A 22,864-nucleotide genomic window follows, 5' to 3' on the forward strand; every position below is an offset into this window, starting at 1 on the left:
TATTAGCGATTATGTTACAACACACGCGGCGCCGAAGCCATCAAACAAGCGATTCAGCTTGTGATTGGAGGAGAAGCCGAAAAGGCAAAGGTAGAGGGCGGCGTGGCGTCTCCCCGTCGGGAAACTCGGCGACGAGGCGCTCCCGGCCGCTCAACACTGACCGGTGGCACAAAGCCACCGGCCGGCATTGTTTGCATAGCCTGCCTCGGGCGGCTCAGAGCCCGCCCTGTTCCTTCAGGAACCGGACCACATGGTCCACGCCTTCGCCGCGCTTCAGATCGGTGAAGAGATGCGGCTTTGTCTCGCGCATGCGAGATGCATCGCGATCCATCACGTCGAGATCGACGCCGACATAAGGTGCCAGGTCCTTCTTGTTGATGATCAGGAGGTCCGAGCGGGTAATGCCCGGCCCGCCTTTGCGCGGAATCTCCTCCCCCTGGCAGGTGGAAATCACATAGATGGTGATGTCGGCAAGATCGGGTGAAAAGGTCGCCGCCAGATTATCGCCGCCGGATTCGATGAAGACCACGTCGAGGTCCGGAATTCGCTCCGTCAAGCCGGCGATCGCCTGAAGATTGATCGTCGCGTCCTCGCGGATCGCTGTATGCGGGCAGCCGCCCGTTTCGACACCGACGATACGGTCTGATGAGAGCGCCTGCATGCGCACCAACGCTTCGGCATCCTCCTTGGTATAGATGTCATTGGTGACGACCGCGACGGAGTAGTCTTCCCGCATCGCCTTGCAAAGTTTTTCCGTCAGCGCCGTTTTACCAGAGCCGACAGGCCCGCCGATACCGACGCGCAAGGGGCCGTTCGCCGATTTCATATGCCGTCCTTTCTCATTTTGCTCACCAGCTTTAGCCTGTTCCTACGAACGGAAAAGCCGCGTGTTTTGCGTTTCATGTCGGAGTGATGCAATCTCCGCCTGCACCGTGGCACCGCCAAGATCATCCGTCGTCGCCCGCGCGGCATTCTTGGCAACCTCTCCGATCAATCCTTCCAGGTCTGCGAGGACCTTGACTCCCTCCGTCTGCCCACAGACGCCAAGCCGGATGCCGGCCGAGACCGATTGCGAGACCATCGCATGCAGATAGGCAGCGAGCGCCTGGTCCAACGGGACGCCATGTGCGGCAGCCACCGAACCGACAGCGACCGGAAACGGCACATCTTTCGGCAGGCGATCGAAAGCCGGATGCGGCCAGGCGGAGGCTGCGACAACAAAAGCTTTGCCGAGCGAGAGCGTCTCGGTGAACCGCTCCGCCGAACCGGCCAGCGCCAGCGCCAGCTCCGCTGTCTCTTTCAGCGAAGCCTCATCCTCGAACTGCCGCCAGGCTTCCGCAAACAGCACCGCATCGTTCCATAACGCACCATGTTGCAGCAGGGTCGAAAGCCAACCGGCCAGACTTCCTGCATCTTTCACCAGACCGTCGAATGCTGCCCGCTCCAACCCGCCGGACCAGGCGAAACCGCCGATCGGGAAGGCCGGCGACAACCAGGCCATCAGTCTCAGCAGCGCCGGTGTATCGAGGCCCTGGCTCATGCAGGCTCAATCATGATGGCCATGGGAATGCCCACCATGGGAATGATAGGCACCGCGAGCCGGCTGGAACGGTTCCTCAACCTCCGTCACGATCGCGCCGAGCCCTTCGAGCATCGACCGGATCACGTGATCGCGCAGGATGAGGATACGGCCTTCCTCGATCTGCGCCGAAAGATGCCGGTTGCCGAGATGCCAGGCAAGCTCGATCAGGTGCAGCGCGTCGCGCGCCGTCACCTCGAAGAGCTTTTCGGGTGCGGCTCGCACCTCGACAGTGTCGCCATTGTCGAGCACCAGACGGTCCCCGTGGTGGAAGAGCACTGCATCCTTGAGGTCGAGCATCACCATGTCACCGTTGGAAAGATGCAGCAGCTTGCGGCGCAGATGACGCAGGTCGTGCGGCAAGGTCACGACGTCGACGGGCGGATCAGTGATGACGCCGGCGGGATGGTAGGAACGGATATGCTGCATGGGACACTCGTCTGTCTGCGAAAACCGCATCATTGCGGAGCTTGCCGCCGCGAGCAAGACTTTTGGGCAGTGAACAAAAAAACCCGGACTCGCGTCCGGGTTTTGGATGAAGCGGAATACACCAGATCAAGCGGCGATCTTGGTCGACTTCAGATTTTCCAGGATGTTCTGCGGCGAAGAAACGCCGTAAGGGTCGGAATCGCAGTTGTCGGAATAACCTTCCTCCTCGAACCACTGCTCGACGATGCCGTCATTGATAATAGCCGCATAACGCCAGGAACGCATGCCGAAGCCGAGATTGTCCTTGGCGACCAGCATGCCCATCTTGCGGGTGAATTCACCCGAACCATCCGGGATGAGCTTCACTTTTTCAAGGTTCTGGCTCTTTCCCCAGGCATTCATGACAAAGGCGTCGTTGACGGAGATGCAGTAGATCTCATCGATGCCTTCTGCCTTGAACTCGCCGGCAAGCTTTTCGAAATCCGGCAGCTGATAGGTCGAGCAGGTCGGCGTGAAGGCGCCCGGGAGAGAGAAGAGTACGACACGTTTTCCGCCGAAATAATCTGCTGTCGTCTTATCTTCCCAACGGAATGGATTCGGACCGCCGATCGATTCGTCGCGCACGCGGGTCCGGAACGTCACATTGGGAATGCGTTTTCCAATAAGCATGGATTCAACTCTCCTAAAATCGTGGAAAATCGACGGCTTGGGGGACCGCCTGAATGAGACGACAAAAACTAACGTAAAATATCTTGCAGTGCAGCATCAAAGGTCTGCGACATAACAGCCATGCGCTCTGTGCATACGTGAGTGACAAGGGACCACCCGGTCGATGTCCACCGGTTCATTGTCGCCTACGCCTTGAATTCGATCTCAGAACAGGAAGTAGCGCTGAGCCATCGGCAGCACGGTGGCTGGTTCGCAGGTCAGGAGTTCCCCATCCGCGCGGACTTCGTAGGTCTCAGGATCGACCTCCACATGCGGGGTCGCCGAATTATGGATCATCGACGCCTTGGAAATACCACCGCGGACGTTCTTGACCGCCACCAGTTTCTTGGCGACGCCGAGGCGCTGGGATAGGCCGGCATCGAGCGATGCCTGGCTGACGAAGGTAATCGAGGAATTCGTCCTCAGCTTTCCGTAGGCGGCAAACATCGGCCGGTAGTGCATCGGCTGCGGCGTGGGGATCGATGCGTTCGGATCGCCCATCGGGGCAGCCGCAATCGAACCTCCGAGCAGCACCATCTCCGGCTTCACACCGAAAAAGGCCGGGTTCCAGAGTACGAGATCGGCGCGCTTGCCGACCTCGACGGAGCCTATCTCGTGGCTGACACCGTGAGCGATCGCCGGGTTGATCGTATACTTGGCGATATAGCGCCTGACGCGAAAATTGTCGTTGTCGCCGGCCTCTTCCTTCAGCCGTCCGCGCTGGCGTTTCATCTTGTCGGCTGTCTGCCAGGTACGGATCGCCACTTCCCCGACACGGCCCATAGCCTGGCTGTCCGAAGAAATGATCGAGAAGGCGCCGATATCATGCAGGATGTCTTCCGCCGCGATCGTTTCCTTGCGGATGCGGCTTTCGGCAAAGGCGATGTCTTCGGGAATGGACGGCGACAGGTGATGGCAGACCATCAGCATGTCGAGATGTTCGGCGAGCGTGTTGACCGTATAAGGCCGGGTCGGGTTGGTGGAGGATGGAATGACATTCGGCTGCCCGCAGACCTTGATGATATCCGGAGCGTGCCCACCGCCCGCCCCCTCGGTATGGAAGGCGTGGATGGTGCGTCCCTTGATGGCTGCGACCGTATCCTCCACAAAGCCGCTTTCGTTGAGCGTATCCGTGTGGATCATCACCTGCACATCATATTGATCGGCGACTGTCAGGCAGTTGTCGATCGCGGCCGGCGTCGTCCCCCAATCCTCGTGCAGCTTGAGCGAAGAGGCGCCGGACAGGATCATCTCTTCGAGCGGCTTCGGCAGTGACGCATTGCCTTTGCCGGCAAGTGCGAGGTTCATCGGGAAAGCATCGAAGCTCTCGATCATCCGTTCGATATGCCAGGCGCCGGTACAGGTGGTGGCAAGCGTGCCATGCGCCGGGCCGGTGCCGCCGCCCAGCATGCAGGTGACGCCGCTCATCAGTGCTTCTTCGATCTGCTGCGGGCAGATGAAATGGATATGCGCATCCATACCGCCGGCGGTCAGTATCTTGCCCTCGCCGGCGATCGCCTCGGTCGAGGGGCCGACGATGATCGTCACACCCGGCTGCGTATCCGGATTGCCAGCCTTGCCGATCGCATGGATGCGGCCGTCCTTGAGACCGACATCAGCCTTGTAGACGCCGGAATGGTCGACAATCAGCGCATTGGTGATCACGGTGTCGACCGCGCCCTCCGCCCGCGTCGCCTGGCTCTGGCCCATGCCGTCGCGGATGACCTTGCCGCCGCCGAATTTCACCTCCTCGCCATAGGTGGTGAAGTCCTTCTCCACCTCGATGAAGAGCTCGGTATCGGCCAGCCTGACCTTGTCGCCCACGGTCGGACCGAACATGCTGGCATAGGCGGCGCGGGACATCTTGTGGGGCATGGTCGGTCTACCTTTGAATTTCGGCCGGTTTCAAAAACGGTACGCTTATGGGGAACTCAGTTCCCCATAGCCTCGATCAGGTCTTTGAGTTCTTCGGTACGCTTGCGGGTAAGCTCCGCCTGGCAGCCGTAGATGAGCATCGGCTCCATCGTGCCACCGCGGGCTTGGAATCCATAGGATGCGCACTGCGCGTCGCGATAGGCGATCCAGGTGCGCTGCGCCTTTACGAGCGCATCTTCAGCCCCCTTGAAATTCCCCTCCGCATCGGCGTCCCAGGTCTTCATGGCCTTGCGGGCCTTCTGATACTCCGCGTTGAGTATCTTGTCGGCGGCATCCAGCTCCTGTTCTTCGCAATAGGTCATCTCCATCTGCGTGATCGGGTTCTTGCAGTCAGGTTTCGGCTCTTGAGCGAGGACGGGAAGCGCGGAAAACGCCAGAATGGCGGCGGCAATCGTCAATCTCACAGTGCACCCATGATCTTCTGCTGAAAGCCATAGACGGCGCGCTTGCCCGAAAGCGGGATCAGCGTGACGGAACGTGTCTGACCGGGCTCGAAGCGGACTGCGGTCCCTGCAGGGATATCGAGCCGCATGCCACGCGCCTTTTCCCGGTCGAAGGAGAGAGCATTGTTGGTCTCGAAGAAGTGGTAATGGCTGCCCACCTGAACCGGCCTGTCGCCGGTGTTGGATACTTCGACGGCAACGGTCGGCGCACCGGCATTGAGCTCGATTTCACCTTCTGCTGCAATCACTTCGCCCGGAATCATGATTCAATCTCCCAGTGAATTAACGTATCGGTTCATGCACGGTGACGAGCTTGGTCCCGTCCGGAAAAGTCGCTTCCACCTGCACGTCGTGGATCATCTCGGCTATCCCTTCCATCACCTGATCGCGGGTGACGACATGCGCACCGGCCTCCATCAGATCGGCCACCGAACGGCCATCTCTCGCACCTTCCACGACGAAGTCGGTGATCAGCGCCACCGCTTCCGGATAGTTGAGCTTGACGCCGCGTTCGAGCCGGCGGCGGGCGACGATCGCCGCCATGGCGATCAGAAGCTTGTCTTTTTCTCTGGGGGTGAGGTTCATGGGAATCCCGCAATAAGATCAGATGTTCCAGACTTTCGGCACTGGCGCGCCGTTACGCAATACGGAAATTGCCGGTACCAGGATTTTTCTCAGTTCGAATCCGGTCGGCGCCACAAGCCGGGCGACCAGCTTGCCGTTCCAGTGGCTGGCACCGCCAGTCCACGGGCTCGCGCCGCCCGACGTACCGGCGAGGCAAGCTCTCAGTTTCGGGAAAAGCGCCTCGGCAAGCGGACCGGAATAGAAAAGGGTTGCGAAGGCGACCTGCCCTGACAGCACCGCCGCAGCGTCTGTGAGACGCCAGATCTCACCTTCGAATTTCATCTCTTCGGCGTGGATGAGCCTGCCTGACCGGCGCACCCGCCAGCGATCGCGGAAGAAACCGCCACGAACCGCCTCGCCCATGGCCTTGCGACCAAGCAGCACGGCTTCGACAGCCAGGAATTCGCAGGTTTCGGCAAGATCGACATCGAGCCTGCGCGTCAGCGAGGCCTGGTCGAAAAGGATGGTTTCCTGAGGAAGCCAGTGGAGGCAAGCATCTTTGCCCACGGTGATATGGGTGGATACGGAGGCCGTACCGGCGGCGGCCTTGTAAATCTTCTCGTTCGCCTGGGTGGTGATCGAAAGCTTCGTAGAAGCCGCAGCGGCGACGGACCATTCGATCGCGTCGCCGCCCGTCAGTCCCCCTGACGTATTGATGAGGATCGCCTCCATTTCAGGCGAAAATGTCTCTGGAAGGCGTATTTTTGCGCAGCCTTCCTGGAAGAATTCGGCAAGCTTCGTGCGCCCGCCGAAAGCCTTGGTTACAAGGCGCCCTGCCCCTCTTGCCCGCTGCGGCGCATATCGGTCGGCTGGCTGCTGTTGCACGTATTCCCCTGAAGATCGGCTTGCGTTCCGCAGTCCGATGCAACACCCGTGCCAGACGCAGTCCCGGAACTGATCTTGACCGGGACGGCGGTGGCGACGACATCGGTACTGTCGGCCTTACCGAAGAACTCCCACATCCGCGACGCAGGATCAACATTCGGATCGAACGCGGGCTTGGCGGACGCGACGGACACGGCCGGGACGACGCTCGCGGCGCCGTCCTTGGCGGCCGCCAGCACGGCTTCCGTCGCAGGAGCCTGCTTCGGCCAGGCATGCGTCCCATTGGCAAAGACATAGGATACAATGCGCGCACCGCTTTTGCAGGCGCCGTAGAGGCTGAACGTAACATCCTCGACGGTCTTGGGATTGCCGTCGCCCTTGCAGCCGTCCAGTTCCGTCCAGCGCTGGATCGCTACTTTGAAACCGTATTGCCAGTAAGCGCTGCCGCCGCCGGCGTAAGGGTTCGCCGTGTCCTTCAGGCCGGCGAAAGCCATGATCGAGACGGGGCGGGCCGGATTGCAATTGGCCTGATCCGGCACCCATTTCCCGCCGATCTCCACGGGGCGGCCGGCGCGCAATGAATGCACGACGCCGACGGCTGCAAAATCGTCGCGGCCGGAGCAGAGATAGGCCGAGAGCATGCGACCGCCGCCGGAATAACCCGATCCGTAGATGCGGGCCGGATCAACACAGAATTCCTCCTTCACGGTCTTCAGCGCCTGCTGAATGAAGGCGATCTCGTCGAGGCCGCCCTCTTGCCTGGTCACAAAAGGAACGTTCCAGGCATAGGTGCCGGTAAACTTGCCGGGCAGGCTGCCTTGCGGCGCAACGACAATGAAGCCGTTCTTTTCCGCCACCTTGTCCCACGAGCTTCTGTTCAGTTGGCCATCTGGATTGCTGTTGCTGCCATGCAAATCGAAAACGACCGGAACCTTGTCCTTGCCGGTATAGGAGGACGGGATGAAATAGACTGCAGAGCGAATGGTGCCGTCGGCCTCGATAATCATCGGATGGCGTCCCGGCTCCATCGGCTGGCCGCAACCGGCATAGGCCCCGCTTGCAGCCAAGAAAAAAGCCCCTACCGCGATCATGCGAGTAAGAGCAGTGTTGGCAAGCCTACCAGCAACGCATGCAAATTCCATCAGCGCCTCATCATGGGTGCAAGAGTGGTGTGTCGACAATATGCGGAATATGCCCTAAACACGGCCTTGGTAACACACATCAGCCCGGTATGAAACGCACGAAATACTGCGATGCGATACAAACATTCACCGGCGAAATACTAGCATCAGACAGTCAGATGCCGTCTCGCTTCTGCCGTATCCAATGTTTCGGCGGCCCCTTCATGCACGATCTCGCCGCGATCCATGATGTAGACTTGGTCGGCAAGCTCCCGGCAGAAATCGAGATACTGCTCGACCAGCAGAATGGCCATGCCGGTGCTGTCGCGGAGATAGCGGATTGCCCGGCCGATATCCTTGATGATCGATGGCTGGATGCCTTCCGTTGGCTCGTCCAAGACGAGGATCTTGGGCCGCGTCACCATAGCGCGGCCGATTGCAAGCTGTTGCTGCTGGCCGCCGGAAAGGTCGCCGCCGCGACGGCCGAGCATGGATTTCAAGACCGGGAACAGCGAGAAGATTTCATCTGGAATGAACTTGTCCTTGCGGGCGAGTGGCGCATAGCCGCTTTCGAGATTCTCCTGTACGGTCAGCAGCGGAAAGATCTCCCGCCCCTGCGGCACATATCCGATCCCGTGCTTGGCGCGCGCATAGGGCGGCAGGCCGTTCAGCACCTCACCCTGAAAGCTGATCGTACCCGCGCTCACCGCGTGCTGGCCGGTAATGGCGCGCAGAAGAGAGCTTTTCCCCACGCCATTGCGCCCCAGCACACACGTGATCTTGCCCATGTCAGCATTGATCGAGACGCCCCGCAGCGCCTGTGCCGCGCCGTAGTGAAGATTGACGTTGTTGACTGTCAGCATGGTCACCGCCCCAGATAGTTTTCGATCACCTTCGGATCGTTCGAAACGAAATCGATCGAGCCCTCCGCCAGCACCGAACCCTCCGCGAGGCAGGTCACCTTGACGCCAAGATCGCGGATGAAGCCCATGTCGTGTTCGACGACGACGACCGATCGCGTCTTGGCGATCTCTTTCAAGAGCTCCGCCGTTTCGACGGTCTCGGCATCGGTCATCCCCGCGACCGGCTCGTCCACCAGCAACAGCTTCGGCTCCTGGGCGAGCAGCATGCCGATCTCCAGCCATTGCTTCTGGCCATGCGAGAGGTTGGCGGCGAGTTCCTGCCTTCGATGCGTCAGCCGGATCGTTTCGAGAATTTCCTCGATACGCGCCTTGTCTTCGGGGGAAAGCGTGTAGAAGAGCGTCGCGAAGACACCGCGGTCGCGGTTCAGCGCCAGTTCCAGATTGTCCCAGACCGTATGGCTTTCGAACACGGTCGGTTTCTGGAATTTCCGGCCGATGCCGAGCTGGGCGATATCCGCCTCGTCTTGTCTCGTAAGATCGACCGTATCCTCGAAGAGCACCGTGCCGGTATCCGGCCGGGTCTTGCCGGTGATGATGTCCATCATCGTCGTCTTACCGGCACCGTTTGGACCGATGATGGCTCTGAGTTCCCCGGGTTCGACGACGAAGGAAAGCGAATTCAGCGCCTTGAATCCGTCGAAGGAAACGGAGACGTTTTCGAGGTAGAGCAGGCTCTTCGTTCTCGTTTCGGCAATCGTGTTCATCGGTTCGTGCCCCCGTCTCTCATTCCGCCGCCTGCACGGCCCGCGCCACCGCCTCTTCGTCGCCCCTGCCCTTCTCGGCTTCCGCTGCGGCCTTCAGCGCCTGGCGCGCCTTGAAGCCGTGCTGAATCGTGCCAACGATGCCTCTCGGCAGGAAGAGCGTCACGGCGATGAAGAGGCCCCCCAGCGCATAGAGCCAGAATTCCGGGAAGGCGCCGGTGAAGAAGCTCTTACCGGCATTGACGAGCACCGCGCCGATGATCGGGCCGATCAGCGTGCCGCGACCGCCGACCGCCGTCCAGACGACAACTTCGATCGAGTTGGCCGGCGCGAATTCGCCGGGGTTGATGATGCCGACCTGCGGCACGAAGAGAGCCCCGGCGACCCCCGCCATCATCGCCGACACGACGAATGTGAAGAGCTTTATGTTTTCCACCCTAAAGCCGAGAAAACGCACCCGGCTCTCCGCATCGCGCACCCCGACCAGAACCTTGCCGAATTTCGAGCGGACGATCGCCGATGCGATGACGAGGCAGAGCGCCAGCATGATCGCCGACATGGCGAAGAGCACCGCGCGCGTTCCATCCGCCTGAACCGGGAAACCGATAATGTCCTTGAAGTCGGTGAGGCCGTTATTGCCGCCGAAGCCCATGTCGTTGCGGAAGAAGGCAAGCATCAGTGCATAGGTCATGGCTTGCGTGATGATCGACAGATAGACGCCATTGACGCGAGAGCGGAAAGCGAACCAGCCGAACACGAACGCAAGCAGGCCGGGCACGAAGAGCACCATGACCATGGCGAAAGCGAACCAGTCGAACCCGTACCAGAACCAGGGCAGTTCCTTCCAGTTGAGGAAGACCATGAAGTCCGGCAGGATCGGGTTGCCGTAGACACCCCTCGAACCGATCTGCCGCATCAGGTACATGCCCATTGCATAACCGCCGAGCGCGAAGAAGGCGCCGTGGCCGAGCGAGAGGATGCCGCAATAACCCCAGACGAGATCGAGCGCCAGCGCCAGCAGCGCGTAGCAGAGATACTTGCCCATCAGCGCCATGAGGTAGGTCGGGATGTGCAGGGCGCTGTCCGGCGGGGCGAGCAGGTTGAGCGCCGGCACGAGGATGGCGACACCCAGAAGGATCGCGACGGCGATGACGATCTTGCCTTCGAGCGCGCGCAGGATGAAGCCCGTGATCATGCTTCCACCGCCCTTCCCTTGAGCGCGAAGAGGCCGCGCGGACGTTTCTGGATGAACAGGATGATCAGCACCAGCACGAGGATCTTGCCAAGCACGGCGCCGACCGAGGGTTCGAGGAACTTGTTGAGCACGCCGAGCGAGAGCCCCCCGACCAGCGTGCCCCACAAGTTGCCGACGCCCCCGAAGACCACAACCATGAAACTGTCGATGATGTAGCTCTGGCCGAGATTGGGCGAGACGTTGTCGATCTGGGAAAGCGCAACGCCGGCGATACCCGCAATACCCGAGCCCAGCGCGAAAGTGAGCGCATCGACCCACGGCGTCCTGATGCCCATGGACGACGCCATGCGGCGGTTCTGGGTGACGGCCCGCATGCTGAGGCCATAGGCGGACTTCTTCATCACCACCAGCAGCGCCACGAAGATCGACAGAGAGAAAACCACTATCCACAGGCGGTTCCAGGTGATCGTCAGCCCTCCGAGCGCGAACGAGCCGGACATCCATGACGGATTGCCGACCTCCTGGTTGGTCGGGCCGAAGATCGAGCGGATCGCCTGCTGCAGGATGAGCGAAACGCCCCAGGTGGCGAGCAGGGTTTCGAGCGGCCGGCCGTAAAGGAAGCGGATGACGCCACGTTCGATGACGAAGCCGACGGCGCCCGTCACCAGGAAGGCGACAGGCAGCGCGATCGCCAGCGACCAGTCGAACAGGCCGGGTGCGTTCGAGCGGATCATATCCTGCACCACGAAGGTGGAATAGGCGCCGAGCATGACCATTTCGCCATGCGCCATGTTGATGATGCCCATCACGCCGAAGGTGATCGCAAGGCCAATCGCGGCAAGCAGCAGGACCGAACCGAGCGACAGGCCGTACCAGACGTTCTGCGCCATGTCCCAGAGCTGAAGTTCGCTTTCGATCGAGGAGATCGCGGTATTGAGATCACCCTTGAGGCTCGCATCGATCGAGCCGGACACGGAATTCAGGATACCGAGCGCATTGCGTCCGCCGAGGCTCCCGATCGTCTCGATGGCGGCGCGCTTCTCGTCGACAGAACGATTGGAGGAAAGCACCGATACCGCCCGCGCCTCCTCCATGCGCGCCTTGACCTCACCGTCCGTCTCCTTGGCAAGCGCCGCCTCGACCAGTTCGAGGTTTTCCGGGCTTGGGGAGCGGAGCACCGCATCGGCGGCCTGCAGGCGAACAGCCCGGTCCGGGCTCAGAAGGGTAAGCCCGCCCATGACGGAGCGGATGACACGACGGAGATTGTTGTTCACCCTGATCTTGGTGACGGCGCTCTTCGGAACCGTACCGGCGGAAGCACCCGTCAGCGGGTCGATCAGTTCGAAACTGGAGCCTGCGGCTTTTGCAATGAAGACCAGGTTGTCCGACTTGCGGAAATAGAGGTCGCCTTCGGCGAAGGCTCCCAGCGCCGGGACAACCCTTGTGTCGCCGGTCGCGGCGATCTGGCCGATCAGCTTTTCGGCCTCATTGAAATCGGCTTTGGCAAGCGCATCGATCAAAGGTTTCGGATCGCTCTGCGCCTGGACCGGCGCGGCGACGGAAAGGATAAGGAAAATCAGACTGAAAAGACGGATAAGCATGTCGAAGTTCCCCGGGGATGGCCGGACGGTTGATGGCTCTTGCCCCTCATCCGCCTGCCGGCACCTTCTCCCGCATGCGGGGAGAAGGACATTTGCCGCGCCCTATCCAGTCCGCGTCAGCGCTCCGTATGGCACGTCCCCTCTCCCCATCGAAACGGGGAGAGGGTTAGGATGAGGGGCAGGTTTAGCCCTCAACTTCGCCGGATCAGCTGCCCTTGCCGCCGCACTTGCCGGTGGCGACGTTGAAGTTGCCGCACTCCATCGGCTTGCGCCAGTCGGAGATCAGGTCCTTGGAGTCCGGCAGGTAATCGGACCACTCGTCACCAACGACTGCCGGCGTTTCCTGAACGATCTCGAACTGGCCGTCGGCCTGGATTTCGCCGATCAGCACCGGCTTGGTGATGTGATGGTTCGGCATGACGGTGGAATAGCCGCCCGAAAGGTTCGGAACGGCAACGCCGATGATCGAGTCGAGCACGGCGTCCGTATCGGTCGTGCCAGCGGCTTCGACGGCCTTCACCCAGGCGTTGAAACCGATATAGGCGGCTTCCATCGGGTCGTTGGTCACGCGCTTCTCGTTCTTGGTGAACGCATGCCATTCCTTGATGAACTCGGCATTGACGTCAGCATCGACCGACTGGAAATAGTTCCAGGCAGCGAGATGGCCGACGAGAGGGCCGGTATCGAGGCCAGCAAGTTCTTCTTCGCCGACAGAGAAGGCAACGACCGGGATGTCCTCGGCCTTGATGCCCTGGTTGCCGAGTTCCTTGTAGAAGGGCACGTTCGCATCACCGTTGATGGTGGAGACGACGGCGGTCTTCTTGCCGGCGGAGCCGAACTTCTTGATGTCGGAGACGATCGTCTGCCAGTCGGAATGGCCGAATGGCGTGTAGTTGATCATGATGTCCTCTTCCTTGACGCCCTTGGACATCAGGTAGGCCTTCAGGATCTTGTTGGTCGTCTGCGGATAGACGTAGTCGGTGCCGGCGAGAACCCAGCGCTCTACGCCTTCGGTCTCGGCCAGGTAGTCGACCGCCGGAATGGCCTGCTGGTTTGGAGCGGCACCGGTGTAGAAGATGTTGCGCGAGGATTCCTCACCCTCGTACTGCACCGGGTAGAACAGGATAGAGTTCAGCTCCTCGAAGACCGGCAGCACCGATTTGCGCGAAGACGAGGTCCAGCAGCCGAAGACGGCGGCGACCTTGTCCTGGGAGATCAGCTGGCGGGCCTTTTCGGCAAACAGCGGCCAGTCGGAAGCCGGATCGACCACGACGGCTTCGAGCTTCTTGCCGAGAACGCCGCCCTTCTTGTTCTGCTCGTCGACGAGCATCAGCATGACGTCCTTGAGGGTCGTCTCGGAGATAGCCATGGTGCCCGAAAGCGAATGGAGAACGCCGATCTTGATCGTGTCGTCGGCAGCAAAGGCGCCGTGAAGCGCCGTCGTCGACATAATGGCAGCAACGAGCGCGCCGCCAAGCTTTGCCTTGAATGTCATTGGTTCGAACCCCTCTTCTCGTTCGTCCGCAACGAAGAACTGACCGTTGCTTGAACGACTATCGGTTGCTGCATCGCAAAACCGTATACGTAAAATGACGTATCCGAGGGGGAGAACCGGGAACGGTCGCGACCGACCTTATGACCTCGGAGGTAATCGACCTCGTCCGCACCTGCGGCTATTCGTTCTAGGATGGCGCGCGGCTCGCGAGCCGCAATTTTGTTCGATCAAGAAAGGCAAAGCCATGGCCGTAACTTACGTCATCCGTTTCGATATCCGCCCCGATCAGCGGGAGAGGTTCATGATGCTGCTGACGGAGGTGCTGGACGCCATGCGGCATGAACCGATGTTCCATCAGGCGGTGCTGCACGCCGATCCCGACGACGAGAACCGCATGATGCTCTACGAGACCTGGGAGGATCATGAAGACGTTCTGGAGGTGCAGTTGAAGCGTCCTTACCGGAACGCATGGCATGCGGCGCTGCCGGAACTCCTCGCCGGCCCGCGCGACATTTCGATCTGGCGTCCGGTCCGCAGTGACCGCTCGGAGTAATCTCGCTCTTGGAAGAAGCTGTCGCCCGTTACCTGCCGGATTGATGTCGTGGCCCCTATGGGTCATTGTACAGATCACCCTTTGCTTCGAGGGCACGGAAATGAAGCGCGGTCTATTTTTCGGCATTATCGGTGCTGCCGGGCTTGTCGCCGGGGCATTATTTATCTTCGTCGGTCAGACAAAGGTCTCGCCGGAGGCGATCCAGTCGTCCGTCATCCGTTCTCCTGATCTGGTCGACAGGGCGTGGAAGCTGCCTGTGGCGGCGACCTTCGGCATGGACCTGACCTGGCAAACAAACGCATCGCGGTGCGGCCCGGCGAGTATTGCCAACGCATTCCGATCCGTCGGCGAGGAGGAGACGACAGAAGCCGAGGTTCTGGATGGAACCGGAATGTGCTGGACGGGGCTTTGCATAATCGGGCTCACGCTGGACGAACTTGCCGAACTGGCCCAAATGAAAACCGAGCGAAAGGTTTCGGTTCTCCGCGACCTGACCGCCGAGCAGTTCCACGAACACATGAAGCGCGCTAACGATCCCGGCCGACGCTACGTCATCAATTTTGCCCGCATGACAATCTTTGGCTCGGGCAGCGGCCATCATTCGCCCATCGGAGGATATCTGGAGGCTGAGGACATGGTGTTCGTTTTGGATGTCAACGAGAACTACCGGCCTTGGCTGATCGAGCGGGAGCGGCTGTTCCTGGCAATGGACACTCTCGATGGCGACAAGAAGCGGGGCCTGCTTCTGATCGAATAGTGGGATCAGGCGCCGAGAATTTTTTCCGCAAGGGGCTGATGTTGAACGCCCTATTCTCTGCTCCTCATCTCCCGCACGCCGCGCCCGAGCCTCTGGCGCAGCAAAGCACGCAATGTCACGCCGTCGGCATAACCGACCAGCGCGGCGATCTCGTCCGGGCTCTCGTCGCTGGTCTTCAGGAGATGCACTGCGCGCTCGACCCGTAAATCCTGAAAATAGGAAAGCGGTGTCTTGCCGAGCACCTGCTGCAGACGACGAGCGAGCGTGCGCTTGCTGGCGCCGACGGCATCGGCTGCGACGTCGAGCGAAAAGCCTTCGGACAACCGGCCGCGCGCCCACCGTTCGAATTTCTCCACCAGCGGATCGGCATGGGCGAGGTGATCGGTGACGACATAGGCCGATTGCGCCGGTCGGCTGTCGACGATGAGATAACGTGCGACGAGGTTCGCAAGCTCCGGGCTCGCCTGCCGCACAAGCCAGAGCGCCATGTCCATATGTCCGAGCGCCGCACCCGCCGTCACCAGCGCCCCGGACTTCACCAGCATGTGGCCATCTTCGAGACGTACGGCGGGATAACGCTGGCGGAAGAGCGGGGCGAGCCACCACGTGGTCGTCGCCTTCTCGCCGTCGAGAAGACCGGATTCGGCAAGCACGAACGTGCCTATACAGGCGGCGGCGATGTTCATGCCGGCCCCTCTCGCCTCCCGGAGCAAGGCACCCGCATCCCGGATGTCCGGGCGGTCGAGTGCCGGCACGAGCATTTCCGGCATCTTGTAGGCGATCGCCGGAATGACGAGCCAGCCCGCGCGTGGATCGAATGCACCCGAAGCCGGGACACAAAGTCCTTGCGCCGTCCGGACACCGTTGCGCATTCCGACAACCGAGACCTCGAAGGGCGGCACGGTGAGCGAGAGCATCGAAACAAGTTCGTTCGCGGTTGTGAAGACGTCGAGGATCGATGAAAGGCCGGTATCAAAAACACCGTCGAGTGCCAACACCTGCAACTTCATGGCAATATTCCCATCAACAATGTCAATATTGACAATAGCAGGCGACACCGGCTTCCGCCATGATGGCATTGTCGAAAGAGGACAAGGGCATGAACATGGACGTAACCACGATCGGCTTCACCAGGACGACGGCCGAGGATTTCTTTGGCCGCATCAGAGCCGCAGGCGTCAAGCGCGTCATGGATGTCAGGCTTCACAACACGTCACAGCTTGCGGGGTTTGCAAAGTCCGACGACCTCGCTTTCTTTCTCAAGGCGCTCTGCGGAACCGGTTACGTGCACGAACCGCTGCTTGCGCCGACCGAAGAAATCATGACCGCATTCAAGAAGAAGAAGGGCGACTGGAACGTCTTCCAGAACGATTTCCTGGACCTGATGGCCGAACGGAAGATTGAGAGCCGGCTGAAACCGGAGCAGTTCGACGGCTCCTGTCTGCTCTGCTCGGAGGACAAGCCGCACCATTGCCACCGAAAGCTCGTCTGCGACTATCTGAACGGCAAATGGGGTGGCAAGCTGAGCGTCCGCCACCTCTGACCTGATCCTAACCGATATCCTGATCCTTGAACGCCGCGGGGAGATCGCCTCCCTGCGTGGGGGAGCCGATTGTCATGACCTACCAGACCATTCTTGCCATCGCCCTGTTTTCCTTTGTCGGCTCTGTGTCGCCCGGACCGAGCAATTTCATGCTGCTTGCTTCCGGCACCAATTTCGGATTCCGGCGCACGCTGCCGCAGATATTCGGCATTACGATCGGCTTGTCTTCGGTGCTGCTGGCAGTCGGTTTCGGGCTCGGCGCCCTCATTCACGCCTATCCGCCAGTCGGCCTGCTGCTCAAGATTGCCGGCTCCGCCTATCTTCTTTATCTGGCCTGGCGGATCGCCATGTCGCGCGCCGTGGCAAGCGGCGAAACAGCAGCCTCAAGGCCGTTGACCTTCCTGGAATCCGCCGCCTTCCAGTGGGTCAATCCGAAGGCCTGGGTTGCCGCGCTGACAGCCATGGCGGCCTATGCCAGCGACGAAAGCCCCTTCGTGTCGGTGCTCGCGATCACGCTCGTGATCGCCATCGTCAACCTGCCGAGCGTGGCGGTCTGGGCAGGCTTCGGCATGGCCCTCCGCACCTTCCTCACCGATCCGATACGTCTCAAATGGTTCAATATCGTCATGGGCCTGCTGCTCGTCGCAACGCTCTGGCCGCTGATGATGTGAAGGCGGGGCAGCCGAAACGACAAGGCCGCCCTCTCTCAGGACGGCCACCGAGAGGGGAGACACCTCCCCGCTGCACGCGATGCGGGCTGTCAGTCGTTCGCCTCGGGACGGTTTCGCCAGGCTTCCGCCTGTGCATAGAACTTCTTTTCCCATTCCTTATGGTTATCGAGGCCTTCCTTGATGAAGGGCGTGAAGATAGCCATGTGCATGAGCAGCCAATTGACGAACCTTGCCGGGAATTTCAGCGGCTTGACGAAGTCGACGAAAAGCACGACGCGGGTCTTGTCCGTGTGGTTCCAGGCCTCGTGCTCGTAGGCGTCGTCGAAAATCAGGACCTTGCCCTCCTCCCAGTGGCAAATCTGATCCTTCACTCGGATCGCCAGCTTGTCGCGCGGCTCCGGCACGATGAGACCGAGATGGAGGCGCAACACGCCGTTATAAGGTCCGCGATGCGCCGGCAGGTGTTTTCCCGGCTCGAAGATCGAGAACATCACGGTCGTCAGGCCCGGAATCTTCTGCATCGCTTTCCAGGTCTCGGGGCATGCCTGGATGTTCTGCTCCGACCTCACTCCGAAGCCGAGGAGGAAGAACGTCTTCCAGCCCTTGTCGGTCGAAATCGTCTTCACATCGGTGGAAATGTCCTGGAAGGTCGGCAATTCGTCCTTGCGGACCAGAATGCGGTCGAGCTCCGCGCGGATAGCAGGCGCCGCCTTCTCGATTTCGGCCGTCCAGGGGAAGGTTGCATTGTCATAAACCGGCGGGTTGCCGAGCTTGGCATATTTGAAATTCAATCGCTCCGCCCAGGCGACGATCGCCATGAAGAAGCGGGTGATTGCACTGGGACGACCCATCGGTGCGATACCGGTCGTACCGAAGCTTTGTTCAGGTTCAGGGATTGTAGGGGATGACGGTTTCACTTGTGAAGCGCCTGATAAGAAAGGTTGATCTGGGGCGGCAAGGCATTTGCCATCACGCCTTTTTCCGCTTTGGCACGTTACTTGACATGGGACGTCATGTTCCAGCTTGCAAGCATCTGTGTCGCAGTTGTGGCAGCTTGGAACATTATTACCGGACGTGTGGCAGAAGGAACGCTCTATCAGGACGTGCCTGTTGAAGCGGCGCATCTCTGTCACAAACGGCGAAACACACGAATGAATTCGCGCCAGCACTTCGCACCTGCGAAAGCATGCTTGCAAAACGCCACGCCACAGCCGAAAGTGCCCATTCGATGATCTTTCTCTTTTGGGTGCTAGAAATTAGGCATGGCAGCGCGACAACGCATCATCCCCGTCCGGCGCGAATACAACCGTTGGGTCGCCAACCAGACGCTTGAGGATTATGCACTGCGTTTCACCGCCAAGAGCGCCCGCCGCTTTTCGTCGAGCCGCATTTCGCAAACCGCCATCGGCGCGATCTCCTTCCTGGCGCTCGAGGCGATCGGTGGCACGATCACCCTCTCCTACGGTACGACAAACGCCTTTTTCGCGATCGTCGCGGCCGCCGTCGCCATGCTGGTCATCGGCCTGCCTATCAGCCGCTACGCCATCCGCCACGGCGTCGATATCGATCTTCTGACCCGCGGTGCCGGCTTCGGCTATATCGGTTCGACCATCACCTCGTTGATTTATGCGAGCTTCACCTTCATGCTGTTCGCGATCGAGGCCTCGATCATGACCGGCGCGCTGGATCTCGCCTTCGGCATTCCGCCCTGGATCGGCTATATCATCAGCGCTGCGGTGGTAATTCCGCTCGTCATTTACGGCGTTCGGCTGATCTCGCGGTTTCAACTCCTGACACAGCCCTTCTGGATCGTGCTGAATATTCTCCCCTTCCTGTTCATCGCCTTGCTTGACTGGGAGAAATTCGATTTGTGGCGCGCCTTTGCCGGCATCCATCATTCGAACGCCGAGGCGGGCGGCGTGGCTCCCTTCGACCTCATCGAATTCGGCGCGGCATCCGCGGTCATCCTGGCGCTGATGCCGCAGATCGGTGAGCAGGTGGACTTCCTGCGCTTCCTGCCGCCGGAGGGCCAGCGCAAATGGCGCCACCGGCTGGCGATCTTCCTGGCCGGCCCCGGTTGGGTCGTGGTCGGCGTGCCGAAACTTCTGGCAGGCTCGTTCCTCGCGGTGTTGACGTTGTCGACCGGCGTTCCGATCGGCGAGGCCGCCGATCCGGCCCATATGTATCTCGCCGCCTTCGGCTACATGATCCCGAACGAGACGGCGGCACTTCTCTTGATGGCCGCCTTCGTGGTCGTCTCGCAGCTCAAGATCAACGTGATGAATGCCTATGCCGGCTCGCTCGCCTGGTCGAATTTCTTCTCGCGGCTCACTCATAGCCATCCCGGTCGTGTCGTCTGGCTGGTCTTCAACGTGGCGATTGCGCTGCTGCTGATGGAACTCGGCATCTATCGTCTGCTGGAAGCCACCCTCGGCATCTTCTCGATCATCGCCATGTCCTGGCTCTGCACCATCTCGGCGGACCTGTTCATCAACAAGCCGCTCGGCCTTGCTCCACCCGGCATAGAATTCAAGCGCGCCCACCTCTACGATGTGAACCCCGTCGGGCTCGGCGCGATGTTGGGCTCAGCCAGCGTAGCACTTGCCGCCCATTTCGGCCTGTTCGGACCGCTGATGGCTTCGCTTGCCACTTACGTAACGCTGATCGCCTTCGTAATCTCGCCCGCGGTCGCCTTCGCAACGCGCGGCCAATTCTATCTTGCCCGCAAACCGCGCCAGAGCTGGAAAAGCCTCGGCTCGATCACCTGCTCCATCTGTGAACATCCGTTTGAGCCGGAAGACATGGCCTGGTGTCCGGCCTATGCCGCACCGATCTGCTCGCTCTGCTGCTCGCTCGATAGCCGCTGCCACGACATGTGCAAGCCGAACGCCCGGCTGAACACGCAGGTGGGTACCGTCGCCCGTTCCTTCCTGCCGGAGAGCGTCATTACGCGTCTGACGACCCGCCTCGGTCGTTATGCCATGACGGCCATCGTCTCGATCTCGATGATCGGGGCGATCCTTGCCATGATCGCCTATCAGGTGAGCCGGGCCGCACCCGCCAACGCCGAGGTTATCCTGGGAACGGTGCTGATCGTCTTCTTCGTTTTCGCCATCATTGCCGGCATCGTCTCCTGGTTCTACGTGCTCGCCCATGACAGCCGCGTCGTGGCGGAAGAGGAATCCTCTCGCCAGAACACCTTGCTGCTCAAGGAAATCGCCGCCCACAAGAAGACAGATGCCGCTCTTCAAGAAGCGAAGGAAACAGCGGAATCCGCCAACCGCGCCAAGAGCCGCTATGTCGTCGGCCTCTCCCATGAACTGCGCACGCCGCTCAATGCCGTGTTGGGCTATGCTCAGATCCTCGAGCGGGACGAGACGATCCCCGCTCCCCGCCAGTCGGCGATCAAGGTCATCAAGCGCTCTGCCGACCATCTGTCGGGCCTGATCGACGGGCTGCTCGACATTTCGAAGATCGAGGCAGGTCGCCTGCAGGTTTATTCCAACGAAATCAACATCCAGGACTTTCTCGACCAGATCGTCGAAATGTTCGGGTTACAAGCGCAGGTCAAGGGGCTCGAATTCGAGCATCAACGCTCCCGCGCCCTACCCCAGTATGTCCGCACCGACGAGAAGCGGCTGCGCCAGATTCTCGTCAACCTGCTCTCCAACGCGATCAAGTTCACCGACGAGGGTAAGGTGCGTTTCGAGGTCGCCTATCGCAGCCAGGTCGCGACCTTCACCATCTCCGATACCGGCCGTGGCATCGCCGAGAAGGACCTCGCCCGTATCTATGAGCCCTTCCAGCGCGGCGAAGCCGACAGCATCCGCCCCATGCCGGGTCTTGGCCTCGGCCTTACCATCACCCAGCTCCTGACCAATACACTCGGCGGTGAGATTGCGGCGACCAGCAAGAAGGACGAGGGCTCGACCTTCCGCGTACGGCTGATGCTGTCGGCCGTGGAGCGGCCGAATACGGCGCCGGCGGCAGAAAAGAAGATCGTCTCCTATACCGGCCCCCGCCGCACCATCATGGTGGTGGACGACAATGAGGACCATCGCGACCTGATGCGGGAAGTGCTGGTTCCGATGGATTTCGTGGTGCTGACCGCAGGCAGCGGTCCGGACTGCCTGACGCTGATCGAGGGCCTGACGCCCGACCTCTATCTCGTCGATATTTCGATGCCCGGCATGAATGGCTGGCAACTCGTCGGCAAGCTTCGCGAAATCGGCCAGACCGCGCCTGTCATCATGCTGTCGGCCAATATCGGAGATGGTTCCGGTGCAAATACCGGCGACGAGGGCCATAGCGACGCGATCGCCAAACCCGTCGATATCCGCCGGCTAGCAGACAAGCTCGCCGCTCATCTCGGTCTCGTCTGGATCTACGAGAACGAGGTAGCGGCCACGCTCCCCGCCGGCCCGAAAAAACCGATCAAAAGTCCGGGGACGAACCATGTGCAGGACCTTTTGCGGCTCGGAGAAATCGGCTACGTGCGCGGCATCGAGGCAAAGCTCGCCGATCTCGCGAAGCAGGAGGAACATCGCCCCTTCGCCGAGGAACTTGGCGCCTATGTGCAGGCTTTTGATCTCGCCGGCTATATGAAATTCCTGACCTGGCTGGAGGCAGAGAGGACGAATGATGGCTGAGACGGTCCTGCCGCGCGATATCGTCCTTCTGGTGGACGACAGCCCCGAAGCGCTGGGTTTCCTCACCGAGGCACTGGAAGGATCCGGTTTCTCGGTGCTGATTGCCACGTCTGGCCAGGCGGCGCTGAACATCGTCGAGCGCATCACGCCGGACCTCATCCTGCTCGATGCGGTCATGCCCGGCATGGATGGTTTCGAGACCTGCCGCAAGCTTAAGACAAACGCTGCCGTGGCACAGGTGCCGGTGATCTTCATGACCGGGCTCACCGAGACCGAGCATGTGGTGCATGCGCTCGATTCCGGCGGCGTCGATTACCTGACGAAGCCGATCAATATCGATGAGCTGCGCGCCCGTATCCGCGTCCATCTTTCCAATGCCCGCTCGGCCCAGAGCGCCCGCGTCGCGCTGGACGCCGCCGGTCGGCATCTCCTCGCGGTCAAGGCGAACGGCAGCATCCGCTGGTCGACCCCGCAGGCGACAAGGCTGATCAATGCCGCCACCGGCAGCGATGACGGTCTGGACATCGTTGTGCAGCGCGTCTTCGCCTGGATGGGCGAGCGCGACAAACCGGGCTTTGCGCGCGACGCAGCCTTTTCGCTGGCCGACAACGGCCAGACGAGCCTGCAATTCTCGTTCCTCGGTGCGATCGGCGCCGACGAATATCTCTTTCGTTTGATGGCGGCCAACAGGCGCCCGGACGATGAGGTGCTGCGCCAGCATTTTCCGCTGACCCAGCGCGAATCCGAGGTGTTGCTCTGGATCGCCAAGGGAAAATCGAACCGCGACATCGGCGATATTCTCGGGTTATCGGCCCGCACGGTGAACAAGCATCTCGAACAGATCTATGTGAAGCTCGGCGTTGAGAACCGTGCCTCGGCCGCCGTCAAGGCCGCCCATGTCCTGCATGGTGAGGAGCGGTCGGCGTGACGGCCTGAACGATCGAGTGGTTCGTCGTGAAAAACGAGCACCTACGGCCAGGCAAACGCCGCCGGAAACTGTCCGCCGAGCGCCGGTCCGGCCAAATGATTACATAGCGGGGCCGTTGCTCCCGCCGGGCAGCAGATATCAAAGCTTGCGTGCGACGACATCACGGGAAAGCAGCAGAACGGTT

The 22,864-nt window shown here is 60.7% G+C and carries 23 protein-coding genes; 6 read left to right on the top strand and 17 right to left on the bottom strand.

Annotated features, from left to right (window positions below):
• Positions 1 to 214: 214 nt before the first annotated feature.
• The 15 genes from ureG to urtA form a co-directional block, all read right to left on the bottom strand.
• Complete coding sequence (gene ureG / locus ABK249_RS04840) at positions 215 to 826, bottom strand: urease accessory protein UreG (protein WP_037149281.1); 612 nt, start codon at positions 824 to 826, stop codon at positions 215 to 217.
• A 42-nt stretch (positions 827 to 868) separates the two neighbouring features.
• Complete coding sequence (locus ABK249_RS04845; protein ID WP_037149279.1) at positions 869 to 1,540, bottom strand: urease accessory protein UreF; 672 nt, start codon at positions 1,538 to 1,540, stop codon at positions 869 to 871.
• 6 nt (positions 1,541 to 1,546) lie between these two features.
• Positions 1,547 to 2,008, bottom strand: a complete 462-nt coding sequence (gene ureE, locus ABK249_RS04850; RefSeq protein ID WP_037149277.1) for an urease accessory protein UreE — start codon at positions 2,006 to 2,008, stop codon at positions 1,547 to 1,549.
• A gap of 126 nt (positions 2,009 to 2,134) precedes the next feature.
• Complete coding sequence (locus ABK249_RS04855; protein WP_037149273.1) at positions 2,135 to 2,677, bottom strand: peroxiredoxin; 543 nt, start codon at positions 2,675 to 2,677, stop codon at positions 2,135 to 2,137.
• Positions 2,678 to 2,881: 204 nt separating this feature from the next.
• Positions 2,882 to 4,591, bottom strand: a complete 1,710-nt coding sequence (gene ureC, locus ABK249_RS04860) for an urease subunit alpha (protein WP_037149271.1) — start codon at positions 4,589 to 4,591, stop codon at positions 2,882 to 2,884.
• Between the two features lie 56 nt (positions 4,592 to 4,647).
• Positions 4,648 to 5,055 carry a lysozyme inhibitor LprI family protein gene (locus tag ABK249_RS04865; RefSeq protein ID WP_037149268.1) on the bottom strand — a complete coding sequence of 136 codons (408 nt, stop codon included), beginning with the start codon at positions 5,053 to 5,055 and terminating at the stop codon, positions 4,648 to 4,650.
• Complete coding sequence (locus ABK249_RS04870) at positions 5,052 to 5,357, bottom strand: urease subunit beta (protein WP_037149266.1); 306 nt, start codon at positions 5,355 to 5,357, stop codon at positions 5,052 to 5,054. Before ABK249_RS04870 ends, ABK249_RS04865 begins: the two co-directional genes overlap by 4 nt.
• 19 nt (positions 5,358 to 5,376) lie before the next feature.
• A complete protein-coding gene (locus ABK249_RS04875; protein WP_348862357.1) occupies positions 5,377 to 5,679 on the bottom strand; it encodes an urease subunit gamma in 303 nt (100 codons plus the stop codon).
• Between the two features lie 18 nt (positions 5,680 to 5,697).
• Positions 5,698 to 6,543 (bottom strand): urease accessory protein UreD, encoded by an 846-nt coding sequence (locus ABK249_RS04880; protein ID WP_037149258.1) that lies wholly within the window; start codon positions 6,541 to 6,543, stop codon positions 5,698 to 5,700.
• On the bottom strand, positions 6,480 to 7,610 hold the full coding sequence (locus tag ABK249_RS04885) for a CE1 family esterase (protein WP_348862358.1): 1,131 nt from the start codon (positions 7,608 to 7,610) through the stop codon (positions 6,480 to 6,482). Before ABK249_RS04885 ends, ABK249_RS04880 begins: the two co-directional genes overlap by 64 nt.
• A gap of 221 nt (positions 7,611 to 7,831) precedes the next feature.
• On the bottom strand, positions 7,832 to 8,527 hold the full coding sequence (gene urtE / locus ABK249_RS04890; RefSeq protein ID WP_037149256.1) for an urea ABC transporter ATP-binding subunit UrtE: 696 nt from the start codon (positions 8,525 to 8,527) through the stop codon (positions 7,832 to 7,834).
• A 2-nt stretch (positions 8,528 to 8,529) separates the two neighbouring features.
• Positions 8,530 to 9,291 (bottom strand): urea ABC transporter ATP-binding protein UrtD, encoded by a 762-nt coding sequence (gene urtD, locus ABK249_RS04895; protein ID WP_037149253.1) that lies wholly within the window; start codon positions 9,289 to 9,291, stop codon positions 8,530 to 8,532.
• Positions 9,292 to 9,310: 19 nt separating this feature from the next.
• Positions 9,311 to 10,483: an urea ABC transporter permease subunit UrtC gene (gene urtC / locus ABK249_RS04900; protein WP_037149251.1), complete on the bottom strand. Its 1,173-nt coding sequence runs from the start codon at positions 10,481 to 10,483 to the stop codon at positions 9,311 to 9,313.
• The gene (gene urtB, locus ABK249_RS04905) at positions 10,480 to 12,084 is read right to left on the bottom strand and encodes an urea ABC transporter permease subunit UrtB (RefSeq protein WP_037149248.1); all 1,605 of its coding nucleotides are present in this window, start codon (positions 12,082 to 12,084) and stop codon (positions 10,480 to 10,482) included. Before urtB ends, urtC begins: the two co-directional genes overlap by 4 nt.
• Before the next feature lie 205 nt (positions 12,085 to 12,289).
• Positions 12,290 to 13,579, bottom strand: coding sequence for an urea ABC transporter substrate-binding protein (gene urtA, locus ABK249_RS04910; RefSeq protein ID WP_037149245.1), 1,290 nt, complete (start codon positions 13,577 to 13,579; stop codon positions 12,290 to 12,292).
• A 244-nt stretch (positions 13,580 to 13,823) separates the two neighbouring features.
• On the opposite strand from urtA, the gene ABK249_RS04915 reads away from it, so the two are divergent.
• Positions 13,824 to 14,132 carry a putative quinol monooxygenase gene (locus ABK249_RS04915; protein ID WP_037149242.1) on the top strand — a complete coding sequence of 103 codons (309 nt, stop codon included), beginning with the start codon at positions 13,824 to 13,826 and terminating at the stop codon, positions 14,130 to 14,132.
• Positions 14,133 to 14,232: 100 nt separating this feature from the next.
• Positions 14,233 to 14,889, top strand: a complete 657-nt coding sequence (locus ABK249_RS04920; protein WP_037149667.1) for a phytochelatin synthase family protein — start codon at positions 14,233 to 14,235, stop codon at positions 14,887 to 14,889.
• Between the two features lie 50 nt (positions 14,890 to 14,939).
• On the opposite strand, the gene ABK249_RS04925 is transcribed toward ABK249_RS04920, so the two are convergent.
• Positions 14,940 to 15,899, bottom strand: a complete 960-nt coding sequence (locus tag ABK249_RS04925) for a GlxA family transcriptional regulator (protein ID WP_037149239.1) — start codon at positions 15,897 to 15,899, stop codon at positions 14,940 to 14,942.
• A gap of 89 nt (positions 15,900 to 15,988) precedes the next feature.
• Here ABK249_RS04925 and ABK249_RS04930 point away from each other — a divergent pair, with 89 nt between their 5' ends.
• Together ABK249_RS04930 and ABK249_RS04935 are read left to right on the top strand one after the other, a co-directional pair.
• Positions 15,989 to 16,432 (top strand): DUF488 domain-containing protein, encoded by a 444-nt coding sequence (locus ABK249_RS04930; protein ID WP_463139866.1) that lies wholly within the window; start codon positions 15,989 to 15,991, stop codon positions 16,430 to 16,432.
• Positions 16,433 to 16,506: 74 nt separating this feature from the next.
• Positions 16,507 to 17,103 (top strand): LysE family translocator, encoded by a 597-nt coding sequence (locus tag ABK249_RS04935; RefSeq protein WP_037149237.1) that lies wholly within the window; start codon positions 16,507 to 16,509, stop codon positions 17,101 to 17,103.
• Positions 17,104 to 17,192: 89 nt separating this feature from the next.
• Here ABK249_RS04935 and olsC read toward each other — a convergent pair whose 3' ends face one another.
• On the bottom strand, positions 17,193 to 18,020 hold the full coding sequence (gene olsC, locus ABK249_RS04940) for an ornithine lipid ester-linked acyl 2-hydroxylase OlsC (protein WP_463139867.1): 828 nt from the start codon (positions 18,018 to 18,020) through the stop codon (positions 17,193 to 17,195).
• A 345-nt stretch (positions 18,021 to 18,365) separates the two neighbouring features.
• Between olsC and ABK249_RS04945 the strand changes: the two genes are divergently transcribed.
• Together ABK249_RS04945 and ABK249_RS04950 are read left to right on the top strand one after the other, a co-directional pair.
• The gene (locus ABK249_RS04945) at positions 18,366 to 21,752 is read left to right on the top strand and encodes a hybrid sensor histidine kinase/response regulator (protein WP_037149233.1); all 3,387 of its coding nucleotides are present in this window, start codon (positions 18,366 to 18,368) and stop codon (positions 21,750 to 21,752) included.
• Positions 21,745 to 22,680, top strand: coding sequence for a response regulator transcription factor (locus ABK249_RS04950; RefSeq protein WP_348862449.1), 936 nt, complete (start codon positions 21,745 to 21,747; stop codon positions 22,678 to 22,680). Before ABK249_RS04945 ends, ABK249_RS04950 begins: the two co-directional genes overlap by 8 nt.
• Positions 22,681 to 22,864: the final 184 nt, after the last annotated feature.

This window comes from Neorhizobium phenanthreniclasticum (genome assembly GCF_040066075.1).
Lineage (GTDB): Bacteria > Pseudomonadota > Alphaproteobacteria > Rhizobiales > Rhizobiaceae > Neorhizobium > Neorhizobium petrolearium.

Bases quoted from the DNA above. Each gene is read 5' to 3' on its own strand.
- urtD (WP_037149253.1), bottom strand. From the start codon at position 9,291: ATGAACACGATTGCCGAAACGAGAACGAAGAGCCTGCTCTACCTCGAA.
- ureC (WP_037149271.1), bottom strand. From the start codon at position 4,591: ATGCCCCACAAGATGTCCCGCGCCGCCTATGCCAGCATGTTCGGTCCG.
- ABK249_RS04950 (WP_348862449.1), top strand. From the start codon at position 21,745: ATGGCTGAGACGGTCCTGCCGCGCGATATCGTCCTTCTGGTGGACGAC.
- urtE (WP_037149256.1), bottom strand. From the start codon at position 8,527: ATGCTGACAGTCAACAACGTCAATCTTCACTACGGCGCGGCACAGGCG.
- urtC (WP_037149251.1), bottom strand. From the start codon at position 10,483: ATGATCACGGGCTTCATCCTGCGCGCGCTCGAAGGCAAGATCGTCATC.
- urtB (WP_037149248.1), bottom strand. From the start codon at position 12,084: ATGCTTATCCGTCTTTTCAGTCTGATTTTCCTTATCCTTTCCGTCGCC.
- urtA (WP_037149245.1), bottom strand. From the start codon at position 13,579: ATGACATTCAAGGCAAAGCTTGGCGGCGCGCTCGTTGCTGCCATTATG.
- ABK249_RS04935 (WP_037149237.1), top strand. From the start codon at position 16,507: ATGACCTACCAGACCATTCTTGCCATCGCCCTGTTTTCCTTTGTCGGC.
- ABK249_RS04915 (WP_037149242.1), top strand. From the start codon at position 13,824: ATGGCCGTAACTTACGTCATCCGTTTCGATATCCGCCCCGATCAGCGG.
- ABK249_RS04920 (WP_037149667.1), top strand. From the start codon at position 14,233: ATGAAGCGCGGTCTATTTTTCGGCATTATCGGTGCTGCCGGGCTTGTC.
- ureG (WP_037149281.1), bottom strand. From the start codon at position 826: ATGAAATCGGCGAACGGCCCCTTGCGCGTCGGTATCGGCGGGCCTGTC.
- ABK249_RS04875 (WP_348862357.1), bottom strand. From the start codon at position 5,679: ATGAACCTCACCCCCAGAGAAAAAGACAAGCTTCTGATCGCCATGGCG.
- ABK249_RS04870 (WP_037149266.1), bottom strand. From the start codon at position 5,357: ATGATTCCGGGCGAAGTGATTGCAGCAGAAGGTGAAATCGAGCTCAAT.
- ABK249_RS04930 (WP_463139866.1), top strand. From the start codon at position 15,989: ATGAACATGGACGTAACCACGATCGGCTTCACCAGGACGACGGCCGAG.
- ABK249_RS04845 (WP_037149279.1), bottom strand. From the start codon at position 1,540: ATGAGCCAGGGCCTCGATACACCGGCGCTGCTGAGACTGATGGCCTGG.
- ABK249_RS04925 (WP_037149239.1), bottom strand. From the start codon at position 15,899: ATGAAGTTGCAGGTGTTGGCACTCGACGGTGTTTTTGATACCGGCCTT.
- ureE (WP_037149277.1), bottom strand. From the start codon at position 2,008: ATGCAGCATATCCGTTCCTACCATCCCGCCGGCGTCATCACTGATCCG.
- ABK249_RS04855 (WP_037149273.1), bottom strand. From the start codon at position 2,677: ATGCTTATTGGAAAACGCATTCCCAATGTGACGTTCCGGACCCGCGTG.
- ABK249_RS04945 (WP_037149233.1), top strand. From the start codon at position 18,366: ATGGCAGCGCGACAACGCATCATCCCCGTCCGGCGCGAATACAACCGT.